This is a genomic window from Ensifer sp. VA4, assembly GCF_055710065.1.
This window is the reverse complement of the sequence record NZ_JBVQPO010000001.1, coordinates 260138-284286: the sequence shown is the minus strand read 5'-3', so window position 1 is coordinate 284286 and position 24149 is coordinate 260138. Positions and strand designations below refer to the sequence as shown.

Sequence of the window (24149 nt, the reverse complement as noted above, 5' to 3'; positions counted from 1 at the left end):
CATGACGATCACCATTCGCGATGCTCGCCCGGAAGACGCGGAGACCATCCTGCGCTTCATCACCGAACTTGCCGTCTACGAGAAGGAGCCTGACGCCGTCGAGGCGACAGTCGAGATGCTGCAGGCCTCGCTCTTCGGCCCGGGCGCCATCACCCGTGCCGTGATCTGCGAGAAGGACGGCAAGCCCGCAGGCTTCGCCATGTGGTTCTACAATTACTCGACCTGGCAGGCGCGCAAGGGCCTCTACCTCGAGGACCTCTACGTCACGCCGGATTGCCGCGGCTCGGGTGCCGGCAAGATGCTGCTGAAGCACCTCGCGAAAATTGCCGTCGAGGAAGGCTGCGGCCGCTTCGAATGGAGCGTGCTCGACTGGAACGAGCCGGCGATCCGGGTCTACGAATCGGTTGGCGCCGAGCCGATGTCCGAATGGACGCGTTACCGGCTGGCCGGCGCGGCCCTCGAAAGCTTCGCGGCCGACTGAGGCGATTTCAAAAAAACTGAAAACGCGAACTCGTGAGAGCCCGGACTGGTCTCACCGCTTGCCGGCGAAGAAGTCCCTGAGGATCTCGGCAGCCTGGCGCTCGGCGAGGCCCGAATAGACGTCAGGCACGTGATGGCAGGTGGGCGAACCGAAGAAGCGCACGCCGCTGTCGACCGCGCCGCCCTTCGGGTCGTCCGCGCCGTAGTAGAGGCGGCGGATGCGGGCGAACGAAATCGCCGCGGCGCACATGGTGCAGGGTTCGAGGGTGACGTAGAGATCGGCGCCCGTCAGCCGCTCGTCCTTGAGCACTGCTGCGGCCTCGCGGATGGCGACGATCTCTGCATGTGCGGTCACGTCGTTGAATTCGCGGGTGCGATTGCCGGCGCGGGAGATGATCTGACCATCGAAAACGACCACGGCGCCGATCGGCACCTCGCCGCGCTCCGCCGCCTTCCTGGCCTCCTCAAGGGCCGCATCCATGAAGCGTGTCGTATCAGTCATCGCTCAAACAATAATTTCTCTTAACCCACGGGCCGCGACCTGATAGGACAGCCGCAAAAGGCAGGCAACACAAATGACATCCAAAGACAAGCCCACGCGGCCTGGCGGCAAGTCCGCCGGCCGGGACAAGAAACCGCATTTCGCCGACAAGAAGGCTGGAGCACCGAAAAAGGTTGCCGGCTCGAAGACGTTTGGCGCCAAGACCTCCGGGCCGAAGGCTTCCGGCGCCAAGTCTGGCGCTTCGCGTCCGGCCAGGGAGCGCCCGAACGCGGCTGCTCCAGGTATCGACGAACCGCAGCGCATCTCCAAGATCCTGGCACGTGCCGGTGTCGCCTCGCGCCGCGATGTCGAGCGCATGATCATGGAAGGTCGCATCAAGCTCAACGGCGTCATTCTCGACACGCCGGTCGTCAACGCGACGCTTGCCGATGCGATCGAAGTCGATGGCCAGCCGATCCGCGGCATCGAGCGCACCCGCCTCTGGCTCTATCACAAGCCGGCCGGCCTGGTGACCACCAATGCCGATCCGGAAGGACGCCCGACCGTATTCGACAACCTGCCCGACGAGCTGCCGCGCGTCCTGTCGATCGGCCGCCTCGACATCAACACCGAAGGCCTGTTGCTCTTGACCAACGACGGTGGTCTGGCCCGCGTGCTCGAGCTGCCTTCGACGGGATGGCTGCGCCGCTATCGCGTGCGCGCCCACGGCGACGTCGATCAGGCGGCGCTTGACCGGTTGAAGGACGGCATCGCCGTCGACGGTGTGCTCTACGGCGCGATCGAGGCGACGCTGGACCGGGTCCAGGGTTCGAACGTCTGGATCACAATGGGGCTGCGCGAGGGCAAGAACCGCGAAATCAAGAACGTGCTTGGCGCACTCGGTCTCGACGTCAACCGCCTCATCCGCATTTCCTATGGCCCCTTCCAGCTCGGCGAATTGCCGGAGGGACATGTCCAGGAAATCCGTGGCCGCACGTTGCGTGACCAGCTTGGACCGCGCCTGATCGAGGATGCCAAGGCGAATTTCGACGCGCCGCTCTACAACGACCAGGCGGCCACGACCGCGCGGGACCTGCACGAAGAGGACGAACCCGAGCAGCGCAAGAGCAGCCGTTGGGAAAAACCGGAGGACAAGCGCGAACGTGCTCTGGCACGGCTCGACACGCGCCGCGACGATCGCCGTGACGGCAAGCGTGGCGGCCGTGATCGTGACGACCGTGACAGCAAGTTCGAAGATCGGCCGAAACGTGCGCCGGCTACGCGTGCGCGCACCGCCAATGTCTGGATGGCGCCTGGCGCCCGTCCGCTGGCCGAGAAGAAGCCGAAATCCGTTGACGGCGAAGCCACCGAGAAGCCCGTCCGTCGCGAGCGTCCGGAAGGCGCGCCGAAGACCAAGCGCTATGGCCGCAACAAGGACGGACTGGCAACGAAGACAACGAGCAAATTCGATCCCGACCGCAAGGGCGGCGCCAGGGATTTTGCACGCGCCGACAAGCCGGCCCGCCCATTCGTCAAGAGCCGCGACGAGGACGGCGAGTGGATCAGCGCCGCAGAACCGGTTCGTCATCGCGATGAGGGCAGGGATGGCGGCTTCGGTCGCCGCCGTTCGGTCGAAGGCGGCGAGCGCAATTCGCGCGATCACGGCGATCGCCCGCCGCGCCGCGAGGGTGGTGATCGGCCGCGCGGCGACCGTCCGGCCAGAGCCGAAGGTGGTGAGCGCAGCCGCTTCGACAAGCCGCGCTCGCCGCGTGGCGACCGTCCGGCCCGGGCAGAAGGTGGTGAACGCGTTCGTTCCGACCGGCCGCGCGCACCGCGTGCCGAGGGCGATCGTCCCTTCGGCGACAAGCCGCGTGGAAAGCCGTTTGGGGGAAAACCCTCCGGTGGCAAGCCGGCTGGTGGCAAGTCCTTCGGCGCACGGTCTGGCGCACCCCGCGGCGGCAAGCCTGGGGGCAAACCCGGCGGTCGGCCTGGTGGCGCCCGTCCGAGGGGTGGCAAACCGCGCGGCAAGGGGAACTAACGGGTCGTGCGTATCGTCGGTGGAGAGTTTCGTGGCCGCAGCCTGGCCACGCCCAAGTCCAACGATATCCGCCCGACCACGGACCGGACGCGCGAAAGCCTGTTCAACATCCTGAGCCATTCCTATCCGGAAGCGCTCGACGGCACCCGTGTGCTCGACCTTTTCGCGGGCACTGGCGCCGTTGGCTTCGAGGCCCTTTCACGGGGGTGCCGTCAGGCACTCTTCGTCGAGCAGGGCGTCGAGGGCAGGGGACTGCTGCAGACGAACATCGAGACGCTCGGCCTGCAAGGACGGGCGAAGGTTTTCCGGCGTGACGCGACGAACCTCGGCGCCGTCGGCACGATGGAGCCGTTCCATCTCGTCTTCGCCGATCCGCCCTATGCAAAGGGCCTCGGCGAGAAGGCGCTGGAATCTGCCGCCGCCGGCAACTGGCTCGTCCCCGATGCACTGGTGATCCTCGAAGAGCGGGCGGACGTCCAGCCGGCGCCTGCGGCAGTCTTCGAGCGTCTCGACGTCAGAGTCTTCGGCGATACCCGCATCCATTTCTATCGCTTCCGCGGCGCCTGACCGTCATATTTTCGATTTCCTTGCGAAGATAGGCTGTCGCCGACCATGCAAGTTTCCTCATCCCGCTTATAGCGCCGCGCGTCTTCTGTGACGCACCCATGGTCGCTGTAACGTTTCGGTCTGCTGCATAATTTTGCCCTCAAATCGATTTCGACTTAGGGAAAGATGCAGAAGCGGAGAACATGCCGATGAAGCAGGATCTTTCGATGAAGGGGGCGGCGCAGGCGTCCAGCCAACCGACGGTCGCGCTGGCGCTGGGTGGCGGTGGCGCACGAGGGCTTGCGCATATTCACGTCATCGAAACCCTGGATGAACTGGGCATTCGCCCGGTAGCGATCGCCGGCTCCTCCATCGGTGCGATCATGGGCGCCGGCATGGCCGCCGGCCTGCGCGGTGAAGAGATCAGGGCCCACACGCTTTCGACCGTCGGCCATCGCCGCGAGGTCGTCAATCGGCTCTGGCAGTTGCGGCCGTCGAGCCTTTCCGAGGCGGTGGCGAACGGTTTTCGCTTCGGGCAATTCAATGTCGAGCGCGTTCTCAGAGCGTTTCTGCCGGAGGCCATTCCGTCGAAGTTCTCGGATCTCGGCATTCCGCTGAAGGTGGTCGCCACCGATTATTACGGCCAGACCGAGCATGTCTGCGAAAGGGGTGATCTGTGGCAGGCGCTGGCGGCCTCCGCGGCCCTGCCTGCGATCTTCATCCCGGTGAAGATCGGCGGGCGCGTGATGATCGACGGCGGTATCTACAACCCCATCCCCTTCGATCATTTGCGCGGCCTGGCCGACATCGTCATCGCCGTCGATGTCGTCGGTGGTCCTGATGGCGATGGCAAGACGATCCCGAGCCGCATCGACAGCCTGTTCGGCGCGAGCCAGCTGATGATGCAATCGATCATCGCGATGAAGCTCAAGGAGGGCGCGCCGGATATCCTGCTGCGCCCGGATGTCGGCCGCTACCGGGTAATGGATTTCCTGCGGGCCAAGGACGTGCTGAACGGAACCGTCGCGATCAAGGATCAGTTGAAGCGGGCCCTCGACGAACGGATGCGAGCACCGAAGCTCGGCTGAGCTCCGACGATTGACGGCCGCACGGTCGGTACAGGCGCGACTACGCGCTCTCGCGCTCGTCCGCAGGAAGCCCCGGCAGGATCCGTTCGCCCGTCTCCTGGGAGTGATCGACCTCGCGCTTCGGCTTGACCAGCGGTTCTGGCCTGACGGGACGCGAATGCAGCATGTCGCGACCGGCGGTAATGCCTTCGGCCTCCTGCAGCACGAGACGTGCCTCGTCGCGCTTGCGGATATCGTCCATGATCGCGATCGCCTCGTCGTCACCGACTCCCAGCGCCTCCAGCGACTTGCGGCCGAACAGCAGGCCGGACTCGAAGGTTTCGCGCAGTTCGTAGTCGACGCCTTTGGCGCGCAGCTCCAGCGTATGCAGCCGGTCGTAGGAGCGGGCGAAGATGCGGGCGTTCGGATACTCCGATTGCACGAGGTCGATGATGTGGTCGGTCGTTTCCTTCTTCTGCGTGCAGACGGCGACGATCTTTGCCCGCTCGATGCCGGCGGCGCGCAGCACGTCGAGCCGGGTGCCGTCGCCGAAGTAAATGCGGAAGCCGAAGGTCGCGGCCTGGCGCACGCGGGCGGCGGAATGGTCGATGATCGTCACGTCGCGGCCGCCGGCGAGCAGGATCTGCGCGGCGATCTGGCCGAAGCGGGAGAAGCCGATCATCAACACGTCGGCGCCGGCGCCCTCGAAGTCTTCGTCGATCTCCTCGTCCAGTTCGTCCTGCTCGCGCATCAGCTTCGGCGCCAGCATCGAAGCCAGCGGCGTCAGCGCCATCGACAGCGTCACGATCGCGACGAGCAGCGAGGCGTCGCCATCGGAGAAGACACCGGCGCTGGCTGCTGCCGTGAACAGCACGAAGCCGAATTCGCCGCCCTGCGGCAGGAGCAGGCTGATGCGCACCGCGTCGTTGTGGTGCGCTCCGGTGAGCCGGCAGAGCCAGTAGAGCACGAGGCTCTTCAACGCCATCAAGAGCGGCACCGCAGCGATGATCAACTGGTAGCGCTCGACGATGACGCCGAGTTCCAGCGACAGGCCGACCGCCATGAAAAAGAGTGCCTGCAGGATACCGCGAAACGGTTCGATATCCGCTTCGAGTTCATGGCGATAGGAGGATTCCGCCAAGAGCACGCCCGCGAGGAAGGCTCCCATGGCCATCGAAAGTCCGGCGAGCTGCATCATGGTCGCCGCGCCCATGACGACGAGCAGGGCGGCCGCGATCATGACGTCGCGGGCGCCCGTGCGGCCGATGATCTGGAACAGGGGATTCACGAGGTAGCGGCCGGCAGCGAAGAGAACGATGATCGCGGTTGTGGCGATTGCGAAATCCTCGAGCGGCGGCGTCGTATCCTCGGGCGCCTGCGCCGCCAGAAGCGGGATCAGCGCCAGCAGCGGCACGATCGCCAGATCCTGCAGCAGAAGAATGGAGAATGATCGCTGACCGTAGCGCGTGTTGCGGTCGTTGCCTTCGTCGAGGATCTGCATCGCAAAGGCGGTCGACGACAGGGCCAGGCCGAAGCCGGCAATGATGCTGCCGCCCTGGCCGAGGAGCCCGAAGGCATAGATGATGGACGAGAGCACGATGCCGGTCAGCACCACCTGCGCCGTGCCGAGGCCGAAGATATCGCGCCGCATCTGCCAGAGGCGCGACGGTTTCAGTTCGAGGCCGATGATGAACAACAGGAACACGACGCCGAGTTCCGAGACATGCAGGATCTGCTCGCCCTCGGTGATGCTCTGGGCGACCGGACCGATGAGCACGCCGGCGCAGAGATAGCCGAGGATGGTGCCGAGGCCGAGCCGCTTGAAGATTGGTGCGGCCAACACTGCGCCGCCAAGCAGCATCAGCGCTTGAGAGTAGATGATCGGTGTCGTTGCCATGCCTGCGGCTTTCACTATTGGAGCACCCGGCCCCCGACGGGGGAGCTTTCGAGAGCGGTCATTTGCGGTGTATGGGCGGGAATCGGGCCGATGCCCTTGATGCCTGCGTCACTGCACAATAAATGGGGCAGGAATGAAAGGCTACATCATGTCAGACACGATCGATTCTGCCGACCTCGAAAAACGCGCCTCGGAACTCGTGGACCTCGCCCGCAAGGCCGGCGCGGATGCGGCGGATGCGGTGGTGGTACGCGGGCGCTCCCGCTCCGTCTCCGTACGCCTCGGCAAGGTCGAAGCGACCGAAGCCTCCGAAAGCGATGATTTCTCCCTTCGCGTTTTCGTCGGGCGGCGCGTCGCCAGCGTCTCGGCCAATCCGGGCTTCGATCTGAAGCTGCTCGCCGAGCGCGCCGTCGCCATGGCCAAGGCCTCGCCGGAGGATCCTTTCGCCTCGCTCGCCGATGCGGACCAATTGGCAAAGTCCTATCCGGACCTCGATCTCTTCGACCCGACCGCGGTTTCCACGGAATCATTGACGGAGGCGGCATTGGCCGCCGAAGAGGCGGCACTTTCGGTCTCGGGCGTCACCAATTCCAGCGGCGCCGGCGCCTCGGCCGGCATGGGCGGTCTGGTGCTCGTCACCTCGCATGGTTTCTCCGGTTCCTACATGGCGACGCGTTTCGGTTGCTCCGTCAGTGCGATTGCCGGCGAAGGCACGAAGATGGAGCGCGACTACGATTTCGACAGCCGCCTCTATGTTGGCGATCTGCGGCCGGCCGAGGAGATTGGCCGCCTTGCCGGCGAGCGCGCGGTGGCACGCCTCAATCCGCGCCAAGTGCCGACGGCCAAGAATGTCACCGTCGTCTTCGATCCGCGCATGGCGCGGGGCTTCGTCGGCCATCTGGCAGGCGCCATCAACGGCGCATCGGTCGCCCGCAAGACGAGCTTCCTGCGTGACCGGATGGGCAAGCAGATCATGAAGGCGGGCCTTTCCGTCACCGACGATCCGCTGATCGTGCGCGGCGCCTCCTCGCGCCCCTTCGACGGCGAGGGCGTCAGCGGCTCGAAGCTCGCGATGGTCGAAGATGGCGTGCTGAAGCACTGGTTCCTGTCGACATCGGCCGCCGCCGAACTCGGCCTCAAGACCAACGGCCGCGGTGTGCGCGGCGGCCCGACGGTCAATCCGGCCTCGACCAACCTGGCGCTCGAGCCGGGTTCGATCTCGCGTGAGGATCTGATCCGCGATGTCGGCACCGGCTTCTACGTCACCGAACTGATCGGCCAGGGCGTGAACATGGTGACCGGCGAATACAGCCGCGGCGCCTCCGGCTTCTGGATCGAGAACGGCGAACTCTCGTATGCCGTCTCCGAGGTCACGATCGCGTCCAATCTCAAGGACATGTTCATGGCGTTGACGCCCGCAGACGACATCGATCGCAAATTCGGTGTTGCGGCGCCGACGCTTGCCATCGAGGGCATGACGCTTGCGGGTCTCTAGAGCGCCGTGCGATTGCGTCATTTCAAATGGCTGGATCAGCACATTGGTTCACTGAACTGATCTGGAAGCCGAAGGAAAAAAACGGTGCGGGTGCTCCGCGCCGATCCCGCCTCATGGTATGGAGAGGCGGGCTGACGGGGTTTTGAATGTCTGACACAGCACCATCGGGCGCGGACTGGAAGCCGGAACTCGAGTTGATCCGCGCCGCCGCGGTCGTCGCCGGCGAAACGGCACTCGGTTATTTTGGCAAAGCTCCCGATGTCCGGTGGAAGAATGAAGGCCGCTCGCCGGTCAGCGAAGCGGATCTCGCGGCCAACGACGTACTGAAGACGCGGCTGCTTGCGGCGAGACCCGGCTATGGCTGGCTGTCGGAAGAGACCGACGATGACGCCAGCCGCCTGATCCGCGAAACGGTCTTCGTCGTCGATCCGATCGACGGCACGCGTGCCTTCATCGCCGGCAAGGAGCTTTGGTGCGTCAGTGTCGCCGTCGTCCATCGGGGACAGCCCGTCGCCGGCGTCCTCTATGCCCCGGCGCTTGACGAACTCTTCGAGGCTGTCGCCGGCGGTAGCGCGCTGAAGAACGGTGCCGCGATCTCGGTGCGTGAGGCAAAGTCCGGGGAAATGCTGCATCTGGCGGCGGCCGAAGACACGGTCGGCAAGCTTCCGCCCCTCTACCGCAAGACCGTCGCGCGCGTGCCGCATGTGCCGTCGCTTGCCTATCGGCTGGCCATGGTTGCCGACGGTCGGATCGACGGTACGCTGGTGAAGAAGAATTCCCATGATTGGGATCTGGCTGCGGCCGATCTCATCCTTGCCCGGGCCGGCGGCGCGCTCGTCGATCTCGACGACCAGCCCTTGTCCTACAACCGCTCCACCGTCGTTCACGGGGTGCTTTGCGCGGCGGCAAAGCCGCTCTTGCCGGGCCTGATCGCCGCATCGCGATCGATGGAGCCCCATTGACCTTTGGGGCCGAATGCCTCAAATCAACGCCCACACCCAAAAAGAAAAAATGGAATTCCGATGGCTCACGAATCCGAGAAGAAACAACGTCTGCACCTCGTCTTTGGCGGTGAACTCACCACGCTGACGGACGTCCACTTCCGTGACCTGGACAAGCTCGATATCGTCGGCATCTATCCGGACTATGAAAGCGCGCTTGCCGCCTGGAAATCCAAGGCGCAGATGACCGTCGACAACGCTCACATGCGTTATTTCATCGTCCACATGCATCGTCTGCTCGACCCGGAAAACGGCTGATGCCGATGAGGTGGGGATGCGCGGCGCAAACCTGCATGCCAGTCGCCCCTGAGTTTCTCCCGGCCGAGACGGCTGAGGAAGGTGTCTCGTCATGAGCAGCTTTCGCGCGCGCCTGGCGCTCTCCAGCTACCGCTGGATCGGCTCGGCGATCTATCCCCTCGTTTGGTCCTACCTTGCCATTCGCGCGGCGAAGGGCAAGGAGGACCCGGCGCGCCGTCGCGAGCGCTACGGCCATGCCAGCGCACCACGACCGCAGGGCCCGCTCGTCTGGTTTCACGCCGCCAGCGTCGGCGAGACCAATGCGGTCATCCCGCTGATCAAGGAAATCCGTCGGCGCGGCATCAACGTCGTACTGACGACGGGAACGATGACCTCGGCACGTGTCGTCGCCCAGCGCCTGGGAACGAGCGTCATCCACCAATATGTGCCGCTCGATTTCAAGCCGGCGGTCAGCCGTTTCCTGAACTATTGGGAGCCGGATCTCGCAATCATCGCCGAGTCCGAAATCTGGCCGATGACCATCCTGGAGCTGGGCCGGCGCCACATTCCGCAGGTTCTGGTGAACGGTCGCCTGTCCGATCGCACCTTCACCCGGTGGAAGCGGCGGCCGGGGCTGGCTGACGCGCTGTTTGAAAACCTGGCGCTGGTGATCGCCCAATCCGACGTCGATGCGGAGCGCTTCCGCACGCTCGGCGCCCTGCCGGTCATGGTCTCCGGCAACCTGAAAGTCGACACCGATGCCCCGCCGCATGATCCGCAGGCGCTCCGCGAATACGAGCAGCAGATTGGCACGCGCAAGACCTGGGCCGCGATCTCGACCTTCGACGGCGAGGAGAACGCTGCCGGCGTCGTGCATCGCGCGCTGAAGGAACGGACCGGCCTCCTGACGATCGTCGTGCCGCGCCATCCCGAGCGTAGCGATGCGATCGAGGCGGCGCTGACGGCCAAGGGCCTGAAGGTCGCCCGCCGCACGCGGCGCGATCCGCTGACGCCGGATGTCGACATCTTCCTCGGTGACACCATCGGCGAAATGGGCCTCTACCTTCGCCTGACCGAAGTCGCCTTTGTCGGCCGCTCGCTCTTTGCCGAAGGCGGCCAGAACCCGCTGGAGCCGGCGATGCTCGGCTGTGCGATCCTGTCCGGCGGCAACGTCCAGAATTTTCGCGAGACCTATCAGACGCTGGCGAAGAACGGCAGCGCCAAGATCGTGCGCGACGTCGAGATGCTGGCGAAGGGCGTCAACTATCTGCTCGCCAACGACGACATGCGTCGCTCGATGATCGATGCCGGCCTCGAAACCGTGCAAGAGATGCGTGGTGCCCTGTCGGCGACGATGAAGGGGCTAGAGCCCTACATCAATCCGCTCATCGTCAAGGCGCGGCTCAATCCCCCGACCGAAAGCTGACACAAGCAGGAGGCGACCTCTCATCATGACCGCATCCAAAGCCATCGCCGGTATCCTGTTCGACAAGGATGGAACCCTGCTCGACTACGCCAAGAGCTGGGTGCCGGTGAACTATGAGCTGGCGCGGATTGCGGCAAAGGGTGACGAGGCGCTGGCTCGCACGTTGCTGAAAGCGGGCGGCATGGATGCCGATACCGGCCATGTGCTGCCCGACAGCCTGCTTGCGGCCGGCAACACGGTCGAGATCGCGACCGGTTTCGTGGGCGCGGGCGCGCCTTTCACGGTGGAGGATCTCACAACCCTGTTCGACAGCCTGTTCGCGCGCTCGGCGGAATATGCCGTCCCCGTCACTGATCTTGGCACCTTCTTCGCCGGTCTGCATGCCAAGGGCTATCGTCTTGGAGTCGCCTCCAGCGACAACGAAAAATCGATCCGCGAGACCGCAAGGCGCTTCGGCTTTGATGGATACCTGCATTATGTGGCGGGTTATGACAGCGGCTACGGCGTCAAGCCGGAGCCCGGCATGGTGCTCGGTTTTTGCGCCGCAACGGGCCTTGAGCCGCATCAGGTCGTTGTCGTCGGCGACAACAATCACGACATGCACATGGGCCGCAGTGCCGGCGTCGGCATGACGGTCGCGGTGCTGACCGGAACCGGTTCACGCCAATCGCTCGCCGCAGCCTCGGACCATTGCCTCGCCGACATCACCGAGCTTGAGGCCGTGCTCTAGCCGAAATGCCAGCAAACGCATGAGGCGGGCCGGCTGAAGCCGGCTGCATCCCATCCATAGCTTGCGTTTTTTCACATTCTGACGTTTTTTGGGGCAATCCGTCGGCTTGCGACGGCAAGAAGACATGCGTCCTCCCAAAGCGGATGGACGACACCGGCTGGGGGCCACGGAAAGAAGATGGTATCGGAAGCGCCGCCATTCTGGTGGACCAAGGCGGATTGGCGTGCCCGCGCCTTGTGGCCGTTTTCATGGCTCTACGGGCGGATTGCCGGCATGCGCATGGACCGCGCGCGCCGTGCATCGGTTCCCGTGCCGATCATCTGCATCGGCAACTTCACTGTCGGCGGCGCCGGCAAGACGCCGACGGCGATCGCCCTTGCCCGCGTCATCCGTCAGAAAGGGTTGAAGCCCGGCTTCTTGAGCCGCGGCTACGGCGGCTCTCTCGACGTGACCACGATCGTCGATATTGAGCATCACCGCGCCCGCGACGTTGGCGATGAACCCTTGCTTCTGGCGCGCGAGGCGTTGACCGTCGTCTGCCGCCGCCGTGTCGATGGGGCTCGCCGCCTGGTGAAGGAAGGTGCCGACATCATCATCATGGACGACGGTTTTCAGAGCGCGCGTCTCGCTTTCGACTTCGCGCTTCTGGTGATCGACTCGCGCCGCGGCATCGGCAACGGCTATCTGGTGCCGGCCGGCCCCGTGCGGGCGCCGCTTCCCATCCAGTTGCGCCATGCGACGGCACTCCTGAAAATCGGCGACGGCACGGAGGCCGATGCCCTGATCCGCCGTGCAGCCCGCGCCGGCAAGCAGATCTACGAGGCCGATGTGGTGAGGCTCGACGACGGGTCGCTGAAGGGCGTCAAGGTCCTCGCCTGGGCCGGTATCGCCGATCCGGAGAAATTCTATCGCACGGTGCGTGAGACCGGGGCCGTCGTCGAGGAAACCCGCAGCTTTCCGGATCACCATCATTTTTCCGACGACGAGATTGCCGATCTGCTCGATCGGGCGGCGGCTTTGGGCTGCACGCTGGTCACCACCGCCAAGGACATGGTTCGGCTCGAGCCCGGCCATGGCCGCGCCGCCGAGCTGGCCGCGGCCAGCCGGGTGATCGAGATCGACGTGCGTTTCGATGATCCCATGGCGCCGTCAAAAATCATCGAGACGGCGCTTTCCGCCGCGCGCGCCCGCAAGCTGCGCGAAGGCGCAGTCAAGTAACGGCTATTCGTATCCGGGGAAGAGACCTGACGACGTCGCCTTAGCGGCGCTGGTTCGGCAATGCGCCGGCGCGTTTTTCCGCCTCGACGGAGGCTTCCGCATCGACATAGGCTTCCTGCCGGGCGACGCTCCAGTAGCGCAACTCGTCGACGGGAATGGTTCTGCCGGTCATCGCGCAGATCACATGCGAGCCAGCGAGGACGATCTGAAAGTCGCCGTCGAGATAACGGATCTTCGCCTCGCGCGACGTGCTTCCTTCAAACCGGTTCATCATGTTCGTTGCCTGTAACGTCCTTGTGGTCTGTTCTCTGGTCTAGCTCGCCATCAGGCAAAATGCCAGCCGCATTTCGCGGCCGTGCGCGATCAGCTTCGGCCGAACAGCCGTTCAATATCGGAAAGCTTGAGCTCGATGTAGGTCGGCCGCCCATGGTTGCATTGACCGGAGCCGGGCGTCGCCTCCATCTGCCGCAGCAAGGCGTTCATTTCCTCGGTACGCATGCGTCGGCCGGAGCGGACCGATCCATGGCAGGCCATCGTCGCCGCAAGATATTCGAGCCGGCTTGTAAGCCCGTTGGCAGTGTCCCATTCGGCAAGCTCGTCGGCAAGCTGGCGTACCAGGCCGACGGCGTCCATTTCGCCGAGCATCGCCGGCGTCTCGCGCACGGCGATTGCCCCGGGGCCGAAGCGCTCGATGGCGAGGCCGAGGCGGGCAAACTCCGCCGCATGGGCCATCAGCCGGTCGCAATCGTCTTCGGCCAGATCGATGATTTCCGGGATCAGCAGGGCCTGTGCCGCGACGGGCCGCGAATGCAGCGCGGTTCGCATCGCCTCGAACACCAGCCGCTCATGGGCGGCATGCTGGTCGACGATGACGAGACCGTCATTCGTCTGGGCGACGATGTAGTTTTCGTGGAGCTGCGCCCGTACCGCGCCGAGCGGGAAGGATTGCGGCGTCGGTGTCGGTGCATCCTGTTGCGATACCGGCGCCTCATGCTCGGCTGGGACGGCCGTGCGTGCCGATGGCGCCGCAAAGGCGGCGAAGCTCGCCTGCGGTACCTCGCCGACGCCACGCAGCATGGCATCGAATTGTGCCGGCCGAAACGGGGACGTCTCGGGGGTCCAGGGTTGCGGGCGATAGGTCCCGGCGCGGAAAGCCTGCATCATGCCGCGCGCCCCGGTGGTTGCCGCGCGGTCGCCTTCGCGCGTCAGTGCCTCGCGGATCGCGCCGATGATCAGTCCGCGGATGAGGCCGGGGTCGCGGAAGCGCACATCGGATTTGGCCGGATGCACGTTGACGTCGACCAGCGCCGGATCGAGCGTGATCGACAGCACGGCAACCGGGTAGCGGCCGCTCGGGATCGTCTCGGAATAGGCAGCGCGGATCGCCGACAGCAGCAGCTTGTCCTGCACCGGGCGGCCATTGACGAAGACATATTGCTGCAGCGAGTTGCCGCGATTGTAGGTCGGCACGCCGGCAAAACCGGTGAGCCCGACATCTTCGCGCTCGGCGTCGATTTCGATTGCGTTGTCGCGGAAATCCTTGCCGAGCACCTGGGCCATGCGCGCCAGGCGATCGTCGCCGGTCGCCGGGAATTCGAGCGTCGAGCGGTCGCTGCCCGAGAGCACGAAGCGGACCGCCGGGAAGGCGATCGCCATGCGGCGTACGATCTCGGAGATCGCGGCCGCTTCCGCCTTCTCGGACTTCATGAACTTCAGTCGCGCCGGCGTCGCGAAGAAGAGGTCGCGGACCTCCACGACCGTGCCGGTATTGGCCGGCGAAGGGCGAACCGGGTCGGTCTTGCCGCCGGTGACGGCAATGACCGCGCCTTCGCTGGCGCCGGCCGTGCGCGTCGTGATCGACAGGCGGGCGACCGAGCCGATCGAAGGCAGGGCCTCGCCGCGAAAGCCGAGCGTGCGGATGTCGAACAGGCTGTCGTCGAGCTTCGACGTGCAGTGCCGGCGGACCGCAAGTTCGAGGTCGTTCGGCGTCATGCCCGAGCCATTGTCGGTCACGCGCAACAGCGTCTTGCCGCCGCCGGCAGTCGCGATTTCGATGCGCGTCGCGCCCGCGTCGAGCGCGTTCTCGATCAGCTCCTTGGCGGCGCTGGCTGGGCGTTCGATCACTTCGCCGGCGGCGATCTGGTTGATGAGAGTTTCTGAAAGCTGCTTGATGACCATGTCCCATTTTCCCGGATTCGCTCGGGAAACGGAAGGGGGAATGGCACCTCGTCCCCGGCCCCGAACGCACGCGGTCGTCGCCCCGGAAAAATGAGTGAGGGTTTAATCGCCCCTTAACACTCTGCTGCGATTTTCCACAACAACCTGAATGATCACGGGTTTTGTCTTTCGAGCATTGCGGCGTAGCTGGACGCCGTACTCCCTCCGCGCGAAGAGACGCCTGCCAAGGCCACCCAGCATGTCCCGAAATGAAACCGCCGCTACAGCGCCGCGCGCCCCTTGGGGGCGCCGAGGTCGCTGTAGCACTGTGAATGGCTGCATGTTTCCTCAGATCGAAGGCGATTGAAGCGTGCGGTGGGCGAGTGAGGACAGCGCAATGAGCGATGGGGCGTCGAACGGCGCGGACATCAACCGGATCATTCTGGAGTCGAGTTGCGACGCGCTCGGCATCGCCGTGCTTGTCTGCAGCCGGGACGACACCATTCTCTTTGCCAGCCGCACGATGCTGCAATATTTCCCGGTGCCGGCGGAAATCCTGATGCCCGGCACGCGCCTTCGAGATTTTCTCGGTGCCGTCTACGATACCGGCGTCCGACCCGGAACCGTTCCGGAAAGCAGCCGTCGGCGCACCAATCGCGAGGACTGGATCGCCGAGCATATGGCGCTGCACTGGCGCGAACGCTACGAGAGCGTCGAGCGCGCCGGCCGGACGCGCTGGGTGTCGATGCGCAAGCGCCGCCTGTCGAGCGGCATCGGCATCCTGTCGATCAGCGACGTCTCCGATCAGAAGAAGCGCGACGAACAGCTCCAGACGGATTTGGAGCGCGTCGAGCTGACCGAACAGATCCTCGACGCCCAGCCCAATCCGATCTGCGTCAAGGACCGCAATCTCAACTATATCGCCGTCAACAAAGCCTTCTGCCTGATCCATGATCTGCAGCAGGATGCCATCCTCGGCCGTTCCGCCTGGGATCTGGTCGAAAGCGAGCTTGCCGAACGTTTCGAACAGTCGGACCGCATGGTGCTCGAAACCGGCAAGCCGTACTCGCAGGCCGAGCACATCGTGCGCGCCGATGGCAGTGATCTCTGGGTGTTGACGCGCAAGTACCGTGTCGGCATGCCCGGCCGCCACTTCGTCGTCACCTGCATGAACGACGTGACCGATATCGCCGTCCTGCATCAGAGCAGCGATGAGCCCCGCGCCGAGGTCGGCCTGCAGATCCGCGACTACAGCATCTTCGCAGCGGCACAGAATTTCTATGATCCCTTCCGGGCGCTGAACGTCCAGCAGCTTGTGGAAGCAGGGTCGATGATCGAGACCTTGCCCGCCCGCGGCCTTCGTGTCCTGGTCGCCACGGCCGATCGGGCAATGGAAGACCGGCTCGTCGCGCGCCTGCGCGGCTCGGGGCTCGACGCTTGCGCCGTTCGCGATGCCGATGAGCTCAGCGCCTTCGCCCGCGCGGTCGAGGACGCCGGCATCAAGCTCGATGTCCTGCTGCTCGACCTGGCATTTTCCGAGAAACCGCAAATCGCTGCGGCCTGGCGTCACTGCCCGATCCTCCCGCTTTCGGCTGAGCAGGACGGTGCCGCGGTGCTGGCGGAAATCTTCCGCGTCTGCTCCGAGCGGACGGCGGTTTCTCCGACGCCGCAGCCGGATTGGTCGCTGTCGTTTGAGGGCGAGGGGATCGCCGCGCCCCCGCCGGCACCGCAAGTCGACGTGCTCGTTGCCGAAGACAACCAGATCAACCAGTTCGTATTCACGCAGATCCTGGAGGGCCTCGGCGTCTCGCATCGGATCGCCACCAACGGCCGCGAAGCCGTCGAACTCTGGCACGAACTGCAGCCCGCTCTGGTGCTGATGGATGTCTCGATGCCGGTCATGAACGGCTTCGACGCCACGGTCGCGATAAGGTCGGCTGAAAGTACCAGGGGGCAGAAAACGCCGATCATCGGGGTCACTGCGCAGGCGCTGGATATCGACCTGCAGCAATGCAAGGTATCGGGCATGGACGACCACATCATGAAGCCGGTGAGCCCGGACATGATCGAGGCGGTGCTTAGAAAATTCATGCCGGCAAAGGCGATGCGAACGGCAGGTTGAAAGAAAGACGTGTCAATTCGCTAGAATTGGGGAGGCTAATGGCAGATCTGGGAGCAGGGCGATATCGGATTGTTAACCGCCGATTGCGATCGTCTACGCGGAATTGCCGTTAAAGTGTAGAGCCTCGCCCGAATGCATTGCGCCCATCCCGTTGCACATGTCCGGACCGTGTCGGAGCGACATGGCCGGTTCGCGCCGTGGCATGAGGTTTCGCGGATCGCGAAGGGTCGGGTGCAGTCCGCCGATCGGGCTGCGGAGACGCGGTTATGACGGCCGTCGAGACACCCTATCACCGCATCGGTATCGAGACGCCCGCCGTGACGGGCAACGTCGATCTGCTGACGGGGCTCGGCAATGCCCGGTGCCTGCGCCAGACCGTGCTTGATCTCGCCAGGGAGCGCGCCAGCGATCCCGCGCCCTTCACCATTGGTCTTGCCAACATCGATGGCTTCAAGCCGATCAACGATCTGTTCGGACCGGCGGCCGGTGACGAGATCCTCTGCCAGGTGGCCTATCGGCTGAAAGCCTGCGCGCCCGAGGGGGCGACGATCACCCGTTCGGAAAGCGACGAATTCGCCTTCGTCCTGCCGCTCGTCTTCGAGCGCAAGGGGGCGGAGAAGGTCGGGCAGATGTTGAAGGAGGTGCTGTCGGCGCCCTTCGATCTCGGCGACCGCCACGTGCGTCTCTCCGCGTCCTTCGGCTTTGCGGTCTATCCCTTTGCCGGGGAAGTGTTCGAGGATCTGTTGAAGAGCGCCGATACTGCGCTCTATCGTTCGAAGCGTCGCGGCCGCGGCCAGATCACCGTCTATTCGCAGGAAATCGCCCAGGAGATGAAACGCGCGACGCAGCTCGAGCAGGCGCTGCGCAATGCCATCATCGCCAATGAGGTCGACGTGCATTTCCAGCCGATCGTCGATCTGCGCAACGACGCGGTCGTCGGGTTCGAAGCGCTGGCGCGCTGGTGCGATGCCGACCTCGGCTATGTTTCGCCGGCGGTGTTCGTGCCGTTGGCCGAGGAGCGCGGCTTTATCGAATCGCTGGCGGAAGTGCTGTTGCGCAAGGCGGCGCATGCGGCCCTCTCCTGGCCGAAGGAGCTCTTCCTTTCCTTCAATCTCTCCTCAGCGCAACTCATGGACCCGGCGACCAGTCACCGATTGCTTTCGATCATCCATCAGATCGGCCTCGACCCGCGGCGACTTGAATTGGAGATCACGGAGACGGCTGTCATGGCCGATGCCGACATCGCCCAGAAGATCGTTGCGGAACTGCGTGCCACCGGCGTGCGCGTCTCGCTCGACGACTTCGGCACCGGGCAATCGAGCCTGGGCCGCTTGCGCGATTTTTCCTTCGACAAGGTCAAGATCGATCGCGCCTTCGTCTCGCGCATTTCCGCCGACCGCGCCTCGGAGCACATCATCAAGGCGATCGTCGCGATGTGTGAGGGCCTGGAGCTGGAGGTCGTCGCCGAAGGCATCGAGGACTTTTCCGAGGCACTGAAGCTGAAGGCGCTCGGTTGCGGTCTCGGGCAGGGCTATTTTTATGGAAAACCGGCCGATGCCGTGGCGACGATGCGGTACCTTTCCGATCGTTATCGCGACGTTTCGGCCCAGGCCTGAACCGCTCTATTTATTCACCGGCTCCCGATGCCGCGCGGTCCCGCCGCCCTTCTTCCAATAACCAGTCGCGGACCCGTTTCGCTTGAGCGTTGAGCTCACGCGACCGCGGCCAGACGACATAGAAGGCGAGGCCGGTCTTGAGCACGTGTCCGGCGACCGGCATCAGCGCGCCGGAACGGATCTGCGGGTTGATCAGGTGTTCCCAGCCGAGCGCCACACCTTCGCCGGCGAGCACGGCCTGAATGACCAGAACATAGTCGTTGATCGTCAGGCGGCGTGCCTGCTTGGGATAGGTGAGGCCGGCGCTCGCGAACCATTCGGTCCAGTCGCAGGCGCGCCGCACCGGCTCCTCGAGATGAATGAGGTTGTGCCGCTGCAGGTCGGCTGCCGTCTTCGGCAGCCCATGCTCTTCGATATAGGCGGGCGTTGCGACGGCGTTGACCACCTCTTCGGCGAGCTGGGCGACATGATAGCGCGGCCAGTGGCCGGGGTCGCCACCGCGGATGCCGAGCGGGATCGGCTCTTCCTCGAGATCGAGATCGCGCACGCTGGTCTGGATTCTGAGGTCGATCTCCGGCAGGTCCTCGCGCATGCGGTTGAGGCGCGGCAGCATCCACATCGAGGCAAAGGCGGTAGAAGCGGCAAGCGTCACGTTGGTTTCGCGGCCCTTGGCGCGGATATCCTCGGCCGACTTCTGGATGCGCGAGAGGCCGACGGACACATCAGCGTGAAACTTCTCGCCGGCTTCGGTCAATTCTACGGCCCGATGCACACGATGGAAGAGCGGCACGCCCAACTGTTCCTCGAGGCCGCGAATGGCATAGGACACCGCGGCCTGGGTCATGCCGAGTTCGTTTGCGGCACGAGTGAAGTTCTGATGACGGCCGGCCGCCTCGAAAACGATGAGACTGGCGGCGGAGGGAAGCAGGCGGCGCAAATTTTCCATAAATCATGCTTATCGCATGGCTCGAATTTTTCCAGCGTTACAATGGAATTTTTCGCCAATAGCATCACATCAAGTGATGGGAGGATGCAAAATGGATACGGCACCGGCAGCAGGCGAGGCGGCACCGAGACGGAACCGGGGTTCAAGGCCGCAACGACGCGAAGGCGCAGGCCGGAGCCTCGGCGTTCCCTATATCGTCCGGAATATTCCGACCTACGATATCCTTGGCGAAGAGAGCCTCGTCAGGATCGAGGCGATCGCCGATCGCATCCTCGCCGAGGTCGGCATCGAGTTCCGCGACGATCCTGAAGCACTCGTCCATTGGAAGCGGGCTGGTGCAACGGTTGATGGCGTGCGGGTCACCTTCGAGCCGGGCATGCTCAAGGAGATCGTCGCCTCCGCACCGAGGCAGTTCATCCAGCACGCCCGCAATCCCGCCCGCAATGTCGAGATCGGCGGCAACAACGTCGTCTTCTCGCCGGCCTATGGGTCGCCTTTCGTCATGGATCTCGACAAGGGCCGGCGCTACGGCACGATCGAGGACTTCCGCAACCTGATCAAGCTGGCGCAGTCGAGCCCCTGGCTGCACCACTCCGGCGGCACGATCTGCGAGCCGGTCGATGTGCCGGTCAACAAGCGCCATCTCGACATGGTCTACAGCCACATCAAATATTCCGACCGCGCCTTCATGGGCTCGATCACTGCGGAAGAGCGGGCCGAGGATTCGATCGAAATGGCGCGCATTCTCTTCGGCCGTGATTTCGTCGACCGGAACTGCGTCATCCTCGGCAATGTCAACGTCAATTCGCCGCTGGTCTGGGATGGGACGATGACGAAGTCGCTGCGCGCCTATGCGCGCGCAAACCAGGCTGCGGTCATCGTGCCCTTTATTCTCGGCGGCGCCATGGGGCCCGTCACCAATGCCGGCGCCATCGCCCAGTCCTATGCCGAGACGCTCGCCGGCTGCGCGCTGACCCAGCTCGAACGCAAGGGCGCGCCCGTCATTTTCGGCAATTTCCTGTCATCGATGTCGCTGCGCTCGGGTTCGCCGACCTTTGGCACGCCAGAGCCGGCGATCGGCAGCATGGTCGTTGGTCAGCTCGCACGCCGGCTGGGCCTGCCGCTGCGATGCGCCGGCAACTTCTCTAACTCCAAGCTGCCCGACGCGCAGGCGATGCAGGAAGGCGCGATGTCGATGCTGTCGGCGGTGCATTGCGGCGCGAACTTCATCCTGCATTCGGCTGGCTTCGTCGATGGCCTGCTGGCGATGTCCTACGAGAAGTTCGTCATGGACACGGACTTCTGCGGCGCGCTGCATTCCTATCTCGCAGGCGTGGTCGTCGACGATAACACGCTGGCCATGGACGCCTTCCTGCAGGTCGGTCCCGGCAGTCACTTCCTCGGCTGCGACCACACCATGCGCAACTACCAGACCGCCTTCTGGGATTCGGCGCTCTCCGACAACGAACCGTTCGAGAAATGGGTCGAGCAAGGCGAGACGGACATGGCGACGCGCGCGAACCGCGCCTGGAAGAAGACGCTCGCCGAATACGAAGCGCCGCCGCTGGACGTGGCGCTCGACGAGGCGCTGAACGACTATGTCACGCGCCGCAAGCAGAGCATGGCGGATGCCTGGTATTGATGCAGCCGGCATGCTCGGACGCCCTTCAAGGAACAGGAAATGATATCGTCGAAAGACCCGCTGCTGCAGCCCTATCGCCTCAAGCATCTGACGCTCAAGAACCGGATCATGTCGACGGCCCATGAGCCGGCCTATTCCGAAGATGGCATGCCAAAGGACCGCTACCGGCTTTATCACCTGGAAAAGGCCAAGGGCGGCTTGGCGCTGACGATGACCGCGGGCTCGGCGATCGTCTCGGAGGATTCCCCGCCGGCCTTCGGCAATCTCCATGCCTATTCGGATGAGATCGTGCCGTGGCTGAAGAAGATCGCCGACGAATGTCATGAGCATGATTGCGCCGTGATGATCCAGCTCACCCATCTTGGACGCCGCACCGGCTGGAACAAGGGTGACTGGCTGCCGGTGCTTTCCGCATCGCCGGTACGCGAGGCGGCGCATCGTTCCTTTCCCAAGGAAATCGAGGACTGGGATATCGAGCGCATCGTCGGCGACTATGCGACCGCCGCCGCTCGCATGCAGGCCGCCGGTCTCGACGGCATCGAGCTCGAGGCCTATGGCCACCTGATCGACGGCTTCTGGTCGCCAGCCACGAACCACCGCGAGGATGAGTTCGGCGGTTCGCTCGACAACCGCCTGCGCTTCACCGACATGGTGCTCGACGCCATTCGCGCTTCTGTCGGGGCGGATTTCATCGTCGGCATCCGCATGGTTGCGGACGAGGATTGGGAGAAGGGGCTTTCGAAGGAGGAGGGCGTGGAGATCGCCCGGCGGCTCGCGGCTTCCGGCAAGGTTGATTTCCTCAACATCATCCGCGGCCATATCGATCATGATGCGCCGCTGACCAAGGTCATCCCGATCCAGGGCATGGCCGCTTCGCCGCATCTCGATTTCGCCGGCGAAGTTCGCGCCGCGACGAAGTTTCCGGTTTTCCATGCTGCCCGGATCGCCGACGTCGCGACCGCCCGCCACGCGATCGCCGAAGGCAAACTCGACATGGTCGGCATGACCCGTGCGCATATCGCGGATCCGCATATCGTCAGGAAGATTGAAGAGGGCAGGGAGGCGGAGATCCGTCCCTGCGTCGGTGCAACCTACTGTCTCGATCGCATCTATGAGGGCGGCGGGGCGCTCTGCATCCACAATGCCGCGACGGGTCGCGAGGCGATCGTACCGCACGTCATCAGGAAGAGCGACGGACCGAAGCGCAAGGCGGTCGTTGTCGGTGCCGGTCCGGCCGGGCTTGAAGCCGCCCGGGTGCTTGCCGAGCGTGGCCATCAGGTCGAGGTGCTGGAGGCGACGGGAGAAGCCGGCGGGCAGATACTGCTGGCGCAGCGCAATCCGCGGCGCCGCGAACTGATCGGCATCGTCGACTGGCGGCTGGCCGAATTGGAGCGGCTCGGCGTTCCGATCCACTACAACGTCTTTGCCGGGGTGGACGATATAGAGCAGCGTGGCCCTGATCTCGTTGTGGTTGCGACCGGCGGCATTGCGCAAAATCCCGTGCTGGACGCGGGCGACGATCTCGTCGTGTCGAGCTGGGATATCATTGCCGGTGTGGTGAAGCCGGAAGGGCCGGTTTTGCTTTATGACGACAACGGCGCCCATAGTGGCATGACCGCCGCTGAACTTATCGCGCGCGCCGGTGTCGAGCTCGAAATCGTTTCGCCCGAACGCATGTTCGCGCCGGAGATCGGCGGCATGAACCATGTCCCCTATGCGGCGGCTTTCGCCGAGCACAATGTCCGGGTGACGATCAACACGCGGCTGAAGTCCGTCCGGCGCGATGGCAACGGGTTGATTGCGACGCTTGGGTCGGATTTCTCGGGGAGGGCAGCCGTCGAAAGGCACGTGGCCCAGGTCGTGGTCGAGCACGGCACAATGCCGATGGATGAACTTTATCGCGAGCTGAAGCCGCTCTCGCGCAATCTGGGCGCGGTCGACTACAAGGCGTTGCTTCGCGGCGAGAACCCGATCCCGCTGCGAAATCCGCAAGCCGGCTTCGACATGTTCCGGATCGGCGACGCCGTTTCCAGTCGCAATATTCACGCGGGCATCTATGACGCCCTTCGCTCTGGGGTGCTCGTCTGACTGCAGACAGAGCGGCGGCGCTAACCGCCGCCCCCTCTACTATAGGCGCATCGAACAGCCTGATACTCTTTACTGCTGCGGCTGAGCCGGTGTCGTGCCCGTCGAAGAGGTCGTCGAGGTGTCAAGCGGCTGGTTGGCGTTCTGCTCGGCGATCTTCTGCGCCTTGCTCTTGAACTCCGGGGCCGCCTTCAACGTATCTGCGGTTTCCGTTGTCGTCAGCTTCAGGGCGTCCGTATTCGGCTGTTCCGCAATCGCAATGCGATCGAAGGGAACCGCTACGTCCTTTTCACCGAGCCCCAGGAAGCCGCCGACACCGATGACGGCTGCCTCAACGCCACCATCCTTCTTGATGATCAGGTCGTTGATCTCGCCGATGCTTTCGTCAGCGGCGTTGTAAACGCTCTGACCGATATAGGTGCTGGCTGCGATCTGGTCGCTCGCCTGCTCCGTCAGGTAGGTGGTATCGGACTTCGCGACGTCGGCAGGTTTTTCACCTGATGCCGGAGGCATCGTCGTCTGAGCCTCGTTAGCCGGAGCTTCCGTAGTCGGTGCCGGCTGTTTGGGCTTCATGGTCTGCGTCTGGTCGGGTTGAGGCTGTGTCGTATCCTGGGTGTAAGCTACCGGGGCGACAGCAAGACCCGCGAAGAGCGCGCCAGCCGCGACGGTTGTTACGAGTTTCTTAGTCATGTCAAACTGCCTTTCCTTGACGTTTCCGATCAAGGCACGGGCCTGGCCGCTGCCGCCAGTTCCACCGCACCGGTGATACGACTTCAACGCCTAAGTGCCCAAACGGTTCCGGAAAAACAGTCCAAGTCCCACCGGGTAAGGCAGAACTTGCGATCAATCTTCCATATCCCTTGGAGCTTGATGGGGGAATACCGGATGTTTTTGCAGGGAAGGGGATCCTATACTCAGCATAAATGTATTTTAGAAGTTTATGATGATCTTCTGTTCGTTCGTTG

General features: G+C 64.1%; 20 protein-coding genes. 14 read left to right on the top strand and 6 right to left on the bottom strand.

What is annotated here, in order from left to right; all coding sequences use genetic code 11:
* Nucleotide 1: 1 nt before the first annotated feature.
* Nucleotides 2–481 carry a GNAT family N-acetyltransferase gene (locus tag AC0C6X_RS01395; protein ID WP_173515731.1) on the top strand — a complete coding sequence of 160 codons (480 nt, stop codon included), beginning with the start codon at nucleotides 2–4 and terminating at the stop codon, nucleotides 479–481.
* A gap of 51 nt (nucleotides 482–532) precedes the next feature.
* On the opposite strand, the gene AC0C6X_RS01390 is transcribed toward AC0C6X_RS01395, so the two are convergent.
* The gene (locus AC0C6X_RS01390; RefSeq protein WP_173515732.1) at nucleotides 533–982 is read right to left on the bottom strand and encodes a nucleoside deaminase; all 450 of its coding nucleotides are present in this window, start codon (nucleotides 980–982) and stop codon (nucleotides 533–535) included.
* A 73-nt stretch (nucleotides 983–1055) separates the two neighbouring features.
* On the opposite strand from AC0C6X_RS01390, the gene AC0C6X_RS01385 reads away from it, so the two are divergent.
* The 3 genes from AC0C6X_RS01385 to AC0C6X_RS01375 all read left to right on the top strand — a co-directional run bounded on the left by AC0C6X_RS01385 (nucleotide 1056) and on the right by AC0C6X_RS01375 (nucleotide 4633).
* Nucleotides 1056–2999 (top strand): pseudouridine synthase, encoded by a 1944-nt coding sequence (locus AC0C6X_RS01385; RefSeq protein ID WP_247958029.1) that lies wholly within the window; start codon nucleotides 1056–1058, stop codon nucleotides 2997–2999.
* 6 nt (nucleotides 3000–3005) lie between these two features.
* Entirely contained in the window at nucleotides 3006–3566 is a 561-nt protein-coding gene (rsmD, locus tag AC0C6X_RS01380) for a 16S rRNA (guanine(966)-N(2))-methyltransferase RsmD (protein ID WP_247958028.1), read from the top strand.
* A gap of 188 nt (nucleotides 3567–3754) precedes the next feature.
* On the top strand, nucleotides 3755–4633 hold the full coding sequence (locus AC0C6X_RS01375; protein ID WP_472951482.1) for a patatin-like phospholipase family protein: 879 nt from the start codon (nucleotides 3755–3757) through the stop codon (nucleotides 4631–4633).
* A gap of 40 nt (nucleotides 4634–4673) precedes the next feature.
* On the opposite strand, the gene AC0C6X_RS01370 is transcribed toward AC0C6X_RS01375, so the two are convergent.
* Nucleotides 4674–6509, bottom strand: coding sequence for a monovalent cation:proton antiporter-2 (CPA2) family protein (locus AC0C6X_RS01370; RefSeq protein WP_247958026.1), 1836 nt, complete (start codon nucleotides 6507–6509; stop codon nucleotides 4674–4676).
* Between the two features lie 148 nt (nucleotides 6510–6657).
* Here AC0C6X_RS01370 and AC0C6X_RS01365 point away from each other — a divergent pair, with 148 nt between their 5' ends.
* From AC0C6X_RS01365 to lpxK, 6 genes are all read left to right on the top strand, one after another.
* Complete coding sequence (locus tag AC0C6X_RS01365; RefSeq protein ID WP_173515737.1) at nucleotides 6658–8004, top strand: TldD/PmbA family protein; 1347 nt, start codon at nucleotides 6658–6660, stop codon at nucleotides 8002–8004.
* A gap of 146 nt (nucleotides 8005–8150) precedes the next feature.
* The gene (locus tag AC0C6X_RS01360) at nucleotides 8151–8966 is read left to right on the top strand and encodes a 3'(2'),5'-bisphosphate nucleotidase CysQ (RefSeq protein WP_472951480.1); all 816 of its coding nucleotides are present in this window, start codon (nucleotides 8151–8153) and stop codon (nucleotides 8964–8966) included.
* Between the two features lie 60 nt (nucleotides 8967–9026).
* On the top strand, nucleotides 9027–9263 hold the full coding sequence (locus AC0C6X_RS01355; protein WP_173515739.1) for a DUF4170 domain-containing protein: 237 nt from the start codon (nucleotides 9027–9029) through the stop codon (nucleotides 9261–9263).
* Between the two features lie 91 nt (nucleotides 9264–9354).
* On the top strand, nucleotides 9355–10668 hold the full coding sequence (waaA, locus tag AC0C6X_RS01350) for a lipid IV(A) 3-deoxy-D-manno-octulosonic acid transferase (protein WP_173515740.1): 1314 nt from the start codon (nucleotides 9355–9357) through the stop codon (nucleotides 10666–10668).
* 25 nt (nucleotides 10669–10693) lie between these two features.
* Nucleotides 10694–11398: an HAD family hydrolase gene (locus AC0C6X_RS01345; protein ID WP_247958023.1), complete on the top strand. Its 705-nt coding sequence runs from the start codon at nucleotides 10694–10696 to the stop codon at nucleotides 11396–11398.
* Between the two features lie 177 nt (nucleotides 11399–11575).
* On the top strand, nucleotides 11576–12616 hold the full coding sequence (gene lpxK / locus AC0C6X_RS01340; protein ID WP_173515742.1) for a tetraacyldisaccharide 4'-kinase: 1041 nt from the start codon (nucleotides 11576–11578) through the stop codon (nucleotides 12614–12616).
* 40 nt (nucleotides 12617–12656) lie between these two features.
* On the opposite strand, the gene AC0C6X_RS01335 is transcribed toward lpxK, so the two are convergent.
* Nucleotides 12657–12890 (bottom strand): DUF2093 domain-containing protein, encoded by a 234-nt coding sequence (locus AC0C6X_RS01335; protein ID WP_173515743.1) that lies wholly within the window; start codon nucleotides 12888–12890, stop codon nucleotides 12657–12659.
* Nucleotides 12891–12979: 89 nt separating this feature from the next.
* Nucleotides 12980–14794 carry a DNA mismatch repair endonuclease MutL gene (gene mutL, locus AC0C6X_RS01330; RefSeq protein ID WP_472951477.1) on the bottom strand — a complete coding sequence of 605 codons (1815 nt, stop codon included), beginning with the start codon at nucleotides 14792–14794 and terminating at the stop codon, nucleotides 12980–12982.
* 376 nt (nucleotides 14795–15170) lie between these two features.
* On the opposite strand from mutL, the gene AC0C6X_RS01325 reads away from it, so the two are divergent.
* Nucleotides 15171–16895, top strand: a complete 1725-nt coding sequence (locus AC0C6X_RS01325) for a response regulator (RefSeq protein ID WP_472951475.1) — start codon at nucleotides 15171–15173, stop codon at nucleotides 16893–16895.
* A gap of 266 nt (nucleotides 16896–17161) precedes the next feature.
* Nucleotides 17162–18511, top strand: coding sequence for a putative bifunctional diguanylate cyclase/phosphodiesterase (locus tag AC0C6X_RS01320; RefSeq protein WP_472951473.1), 1350 nt, complete (start codon nucleotides 17162–17164; stop codon nucleotides 18509–18511).
* A 10-nt stretch (nucleotides 18512–18521) separates the two neighbouring features.
* Here AC0C6X_RS01320 and AC0C6X_RS01315 read toward each other — a convergent pair whose 3' ends face one another.
* On the bottom strand, nucleotides 18522–19457 hold the full coding sequence (locus tag AC0C6X_RS01315; RefSeq protein ID WP_173515747.1) for a LysR substrate-binding domain-containing protein: 936 nt from the start codon (nucleotides 19455–19457) through the stop codon (nucleotides 18522–18524).
* Nucleotides 19458–19548: 91 nt separating this feature from the next.
* Here AC0C6X_RS01315 and AC0C6X_RS01310 point away from each other — a divergent pair, with 91 nt between their 5' ends.
* Nucleotides 19549–21099: a trimethylamine methyltransferase family protein gene (locus AC0C6X_RS01310; RefSeq protein WP_472951471.1), complete on the top strand. Its 1551-nt coding sequence runs from the start codon at nucleotides 19549–19551 to the stop codon at nucleotides 21097–21099.
* 42 nt (nucleotides 21100–21141) lie between these two features.
* On the top strand, nucleotides 21142–23187 hold the full coding sequence (locus AC0C6X_RS01305; RefSeq protein ID WP_472951837.1) for an oxidoreductase: 2046 nt from the start codon (nucleotides 21142–21144) through the stop codon (nucleotides 23185–23187).
* Nucleotides 23188–23256: 69 nt separating this feature from the next.
* Here the strand turns inward: AC0C6X_RS01305 and AC0C6X_RS01300 are convergent, their stop codons facing one another.
* Nucleotides 23257–23874 carry a PRC-barrel domain-containing protein gene (locus AC0C6X_RS01300; protein WP_173515750.1) on the bottom strand — a complete coding sequence of 206 codons (618 nt, stop codon included), beginning with the start codon at nucleotides 23872–23874 and terminating at the stop codon, nucleotides 23257–23259.
* Between the last annotated feature and the right edge of the window lie 275 nt (nucleotides 23875–24149).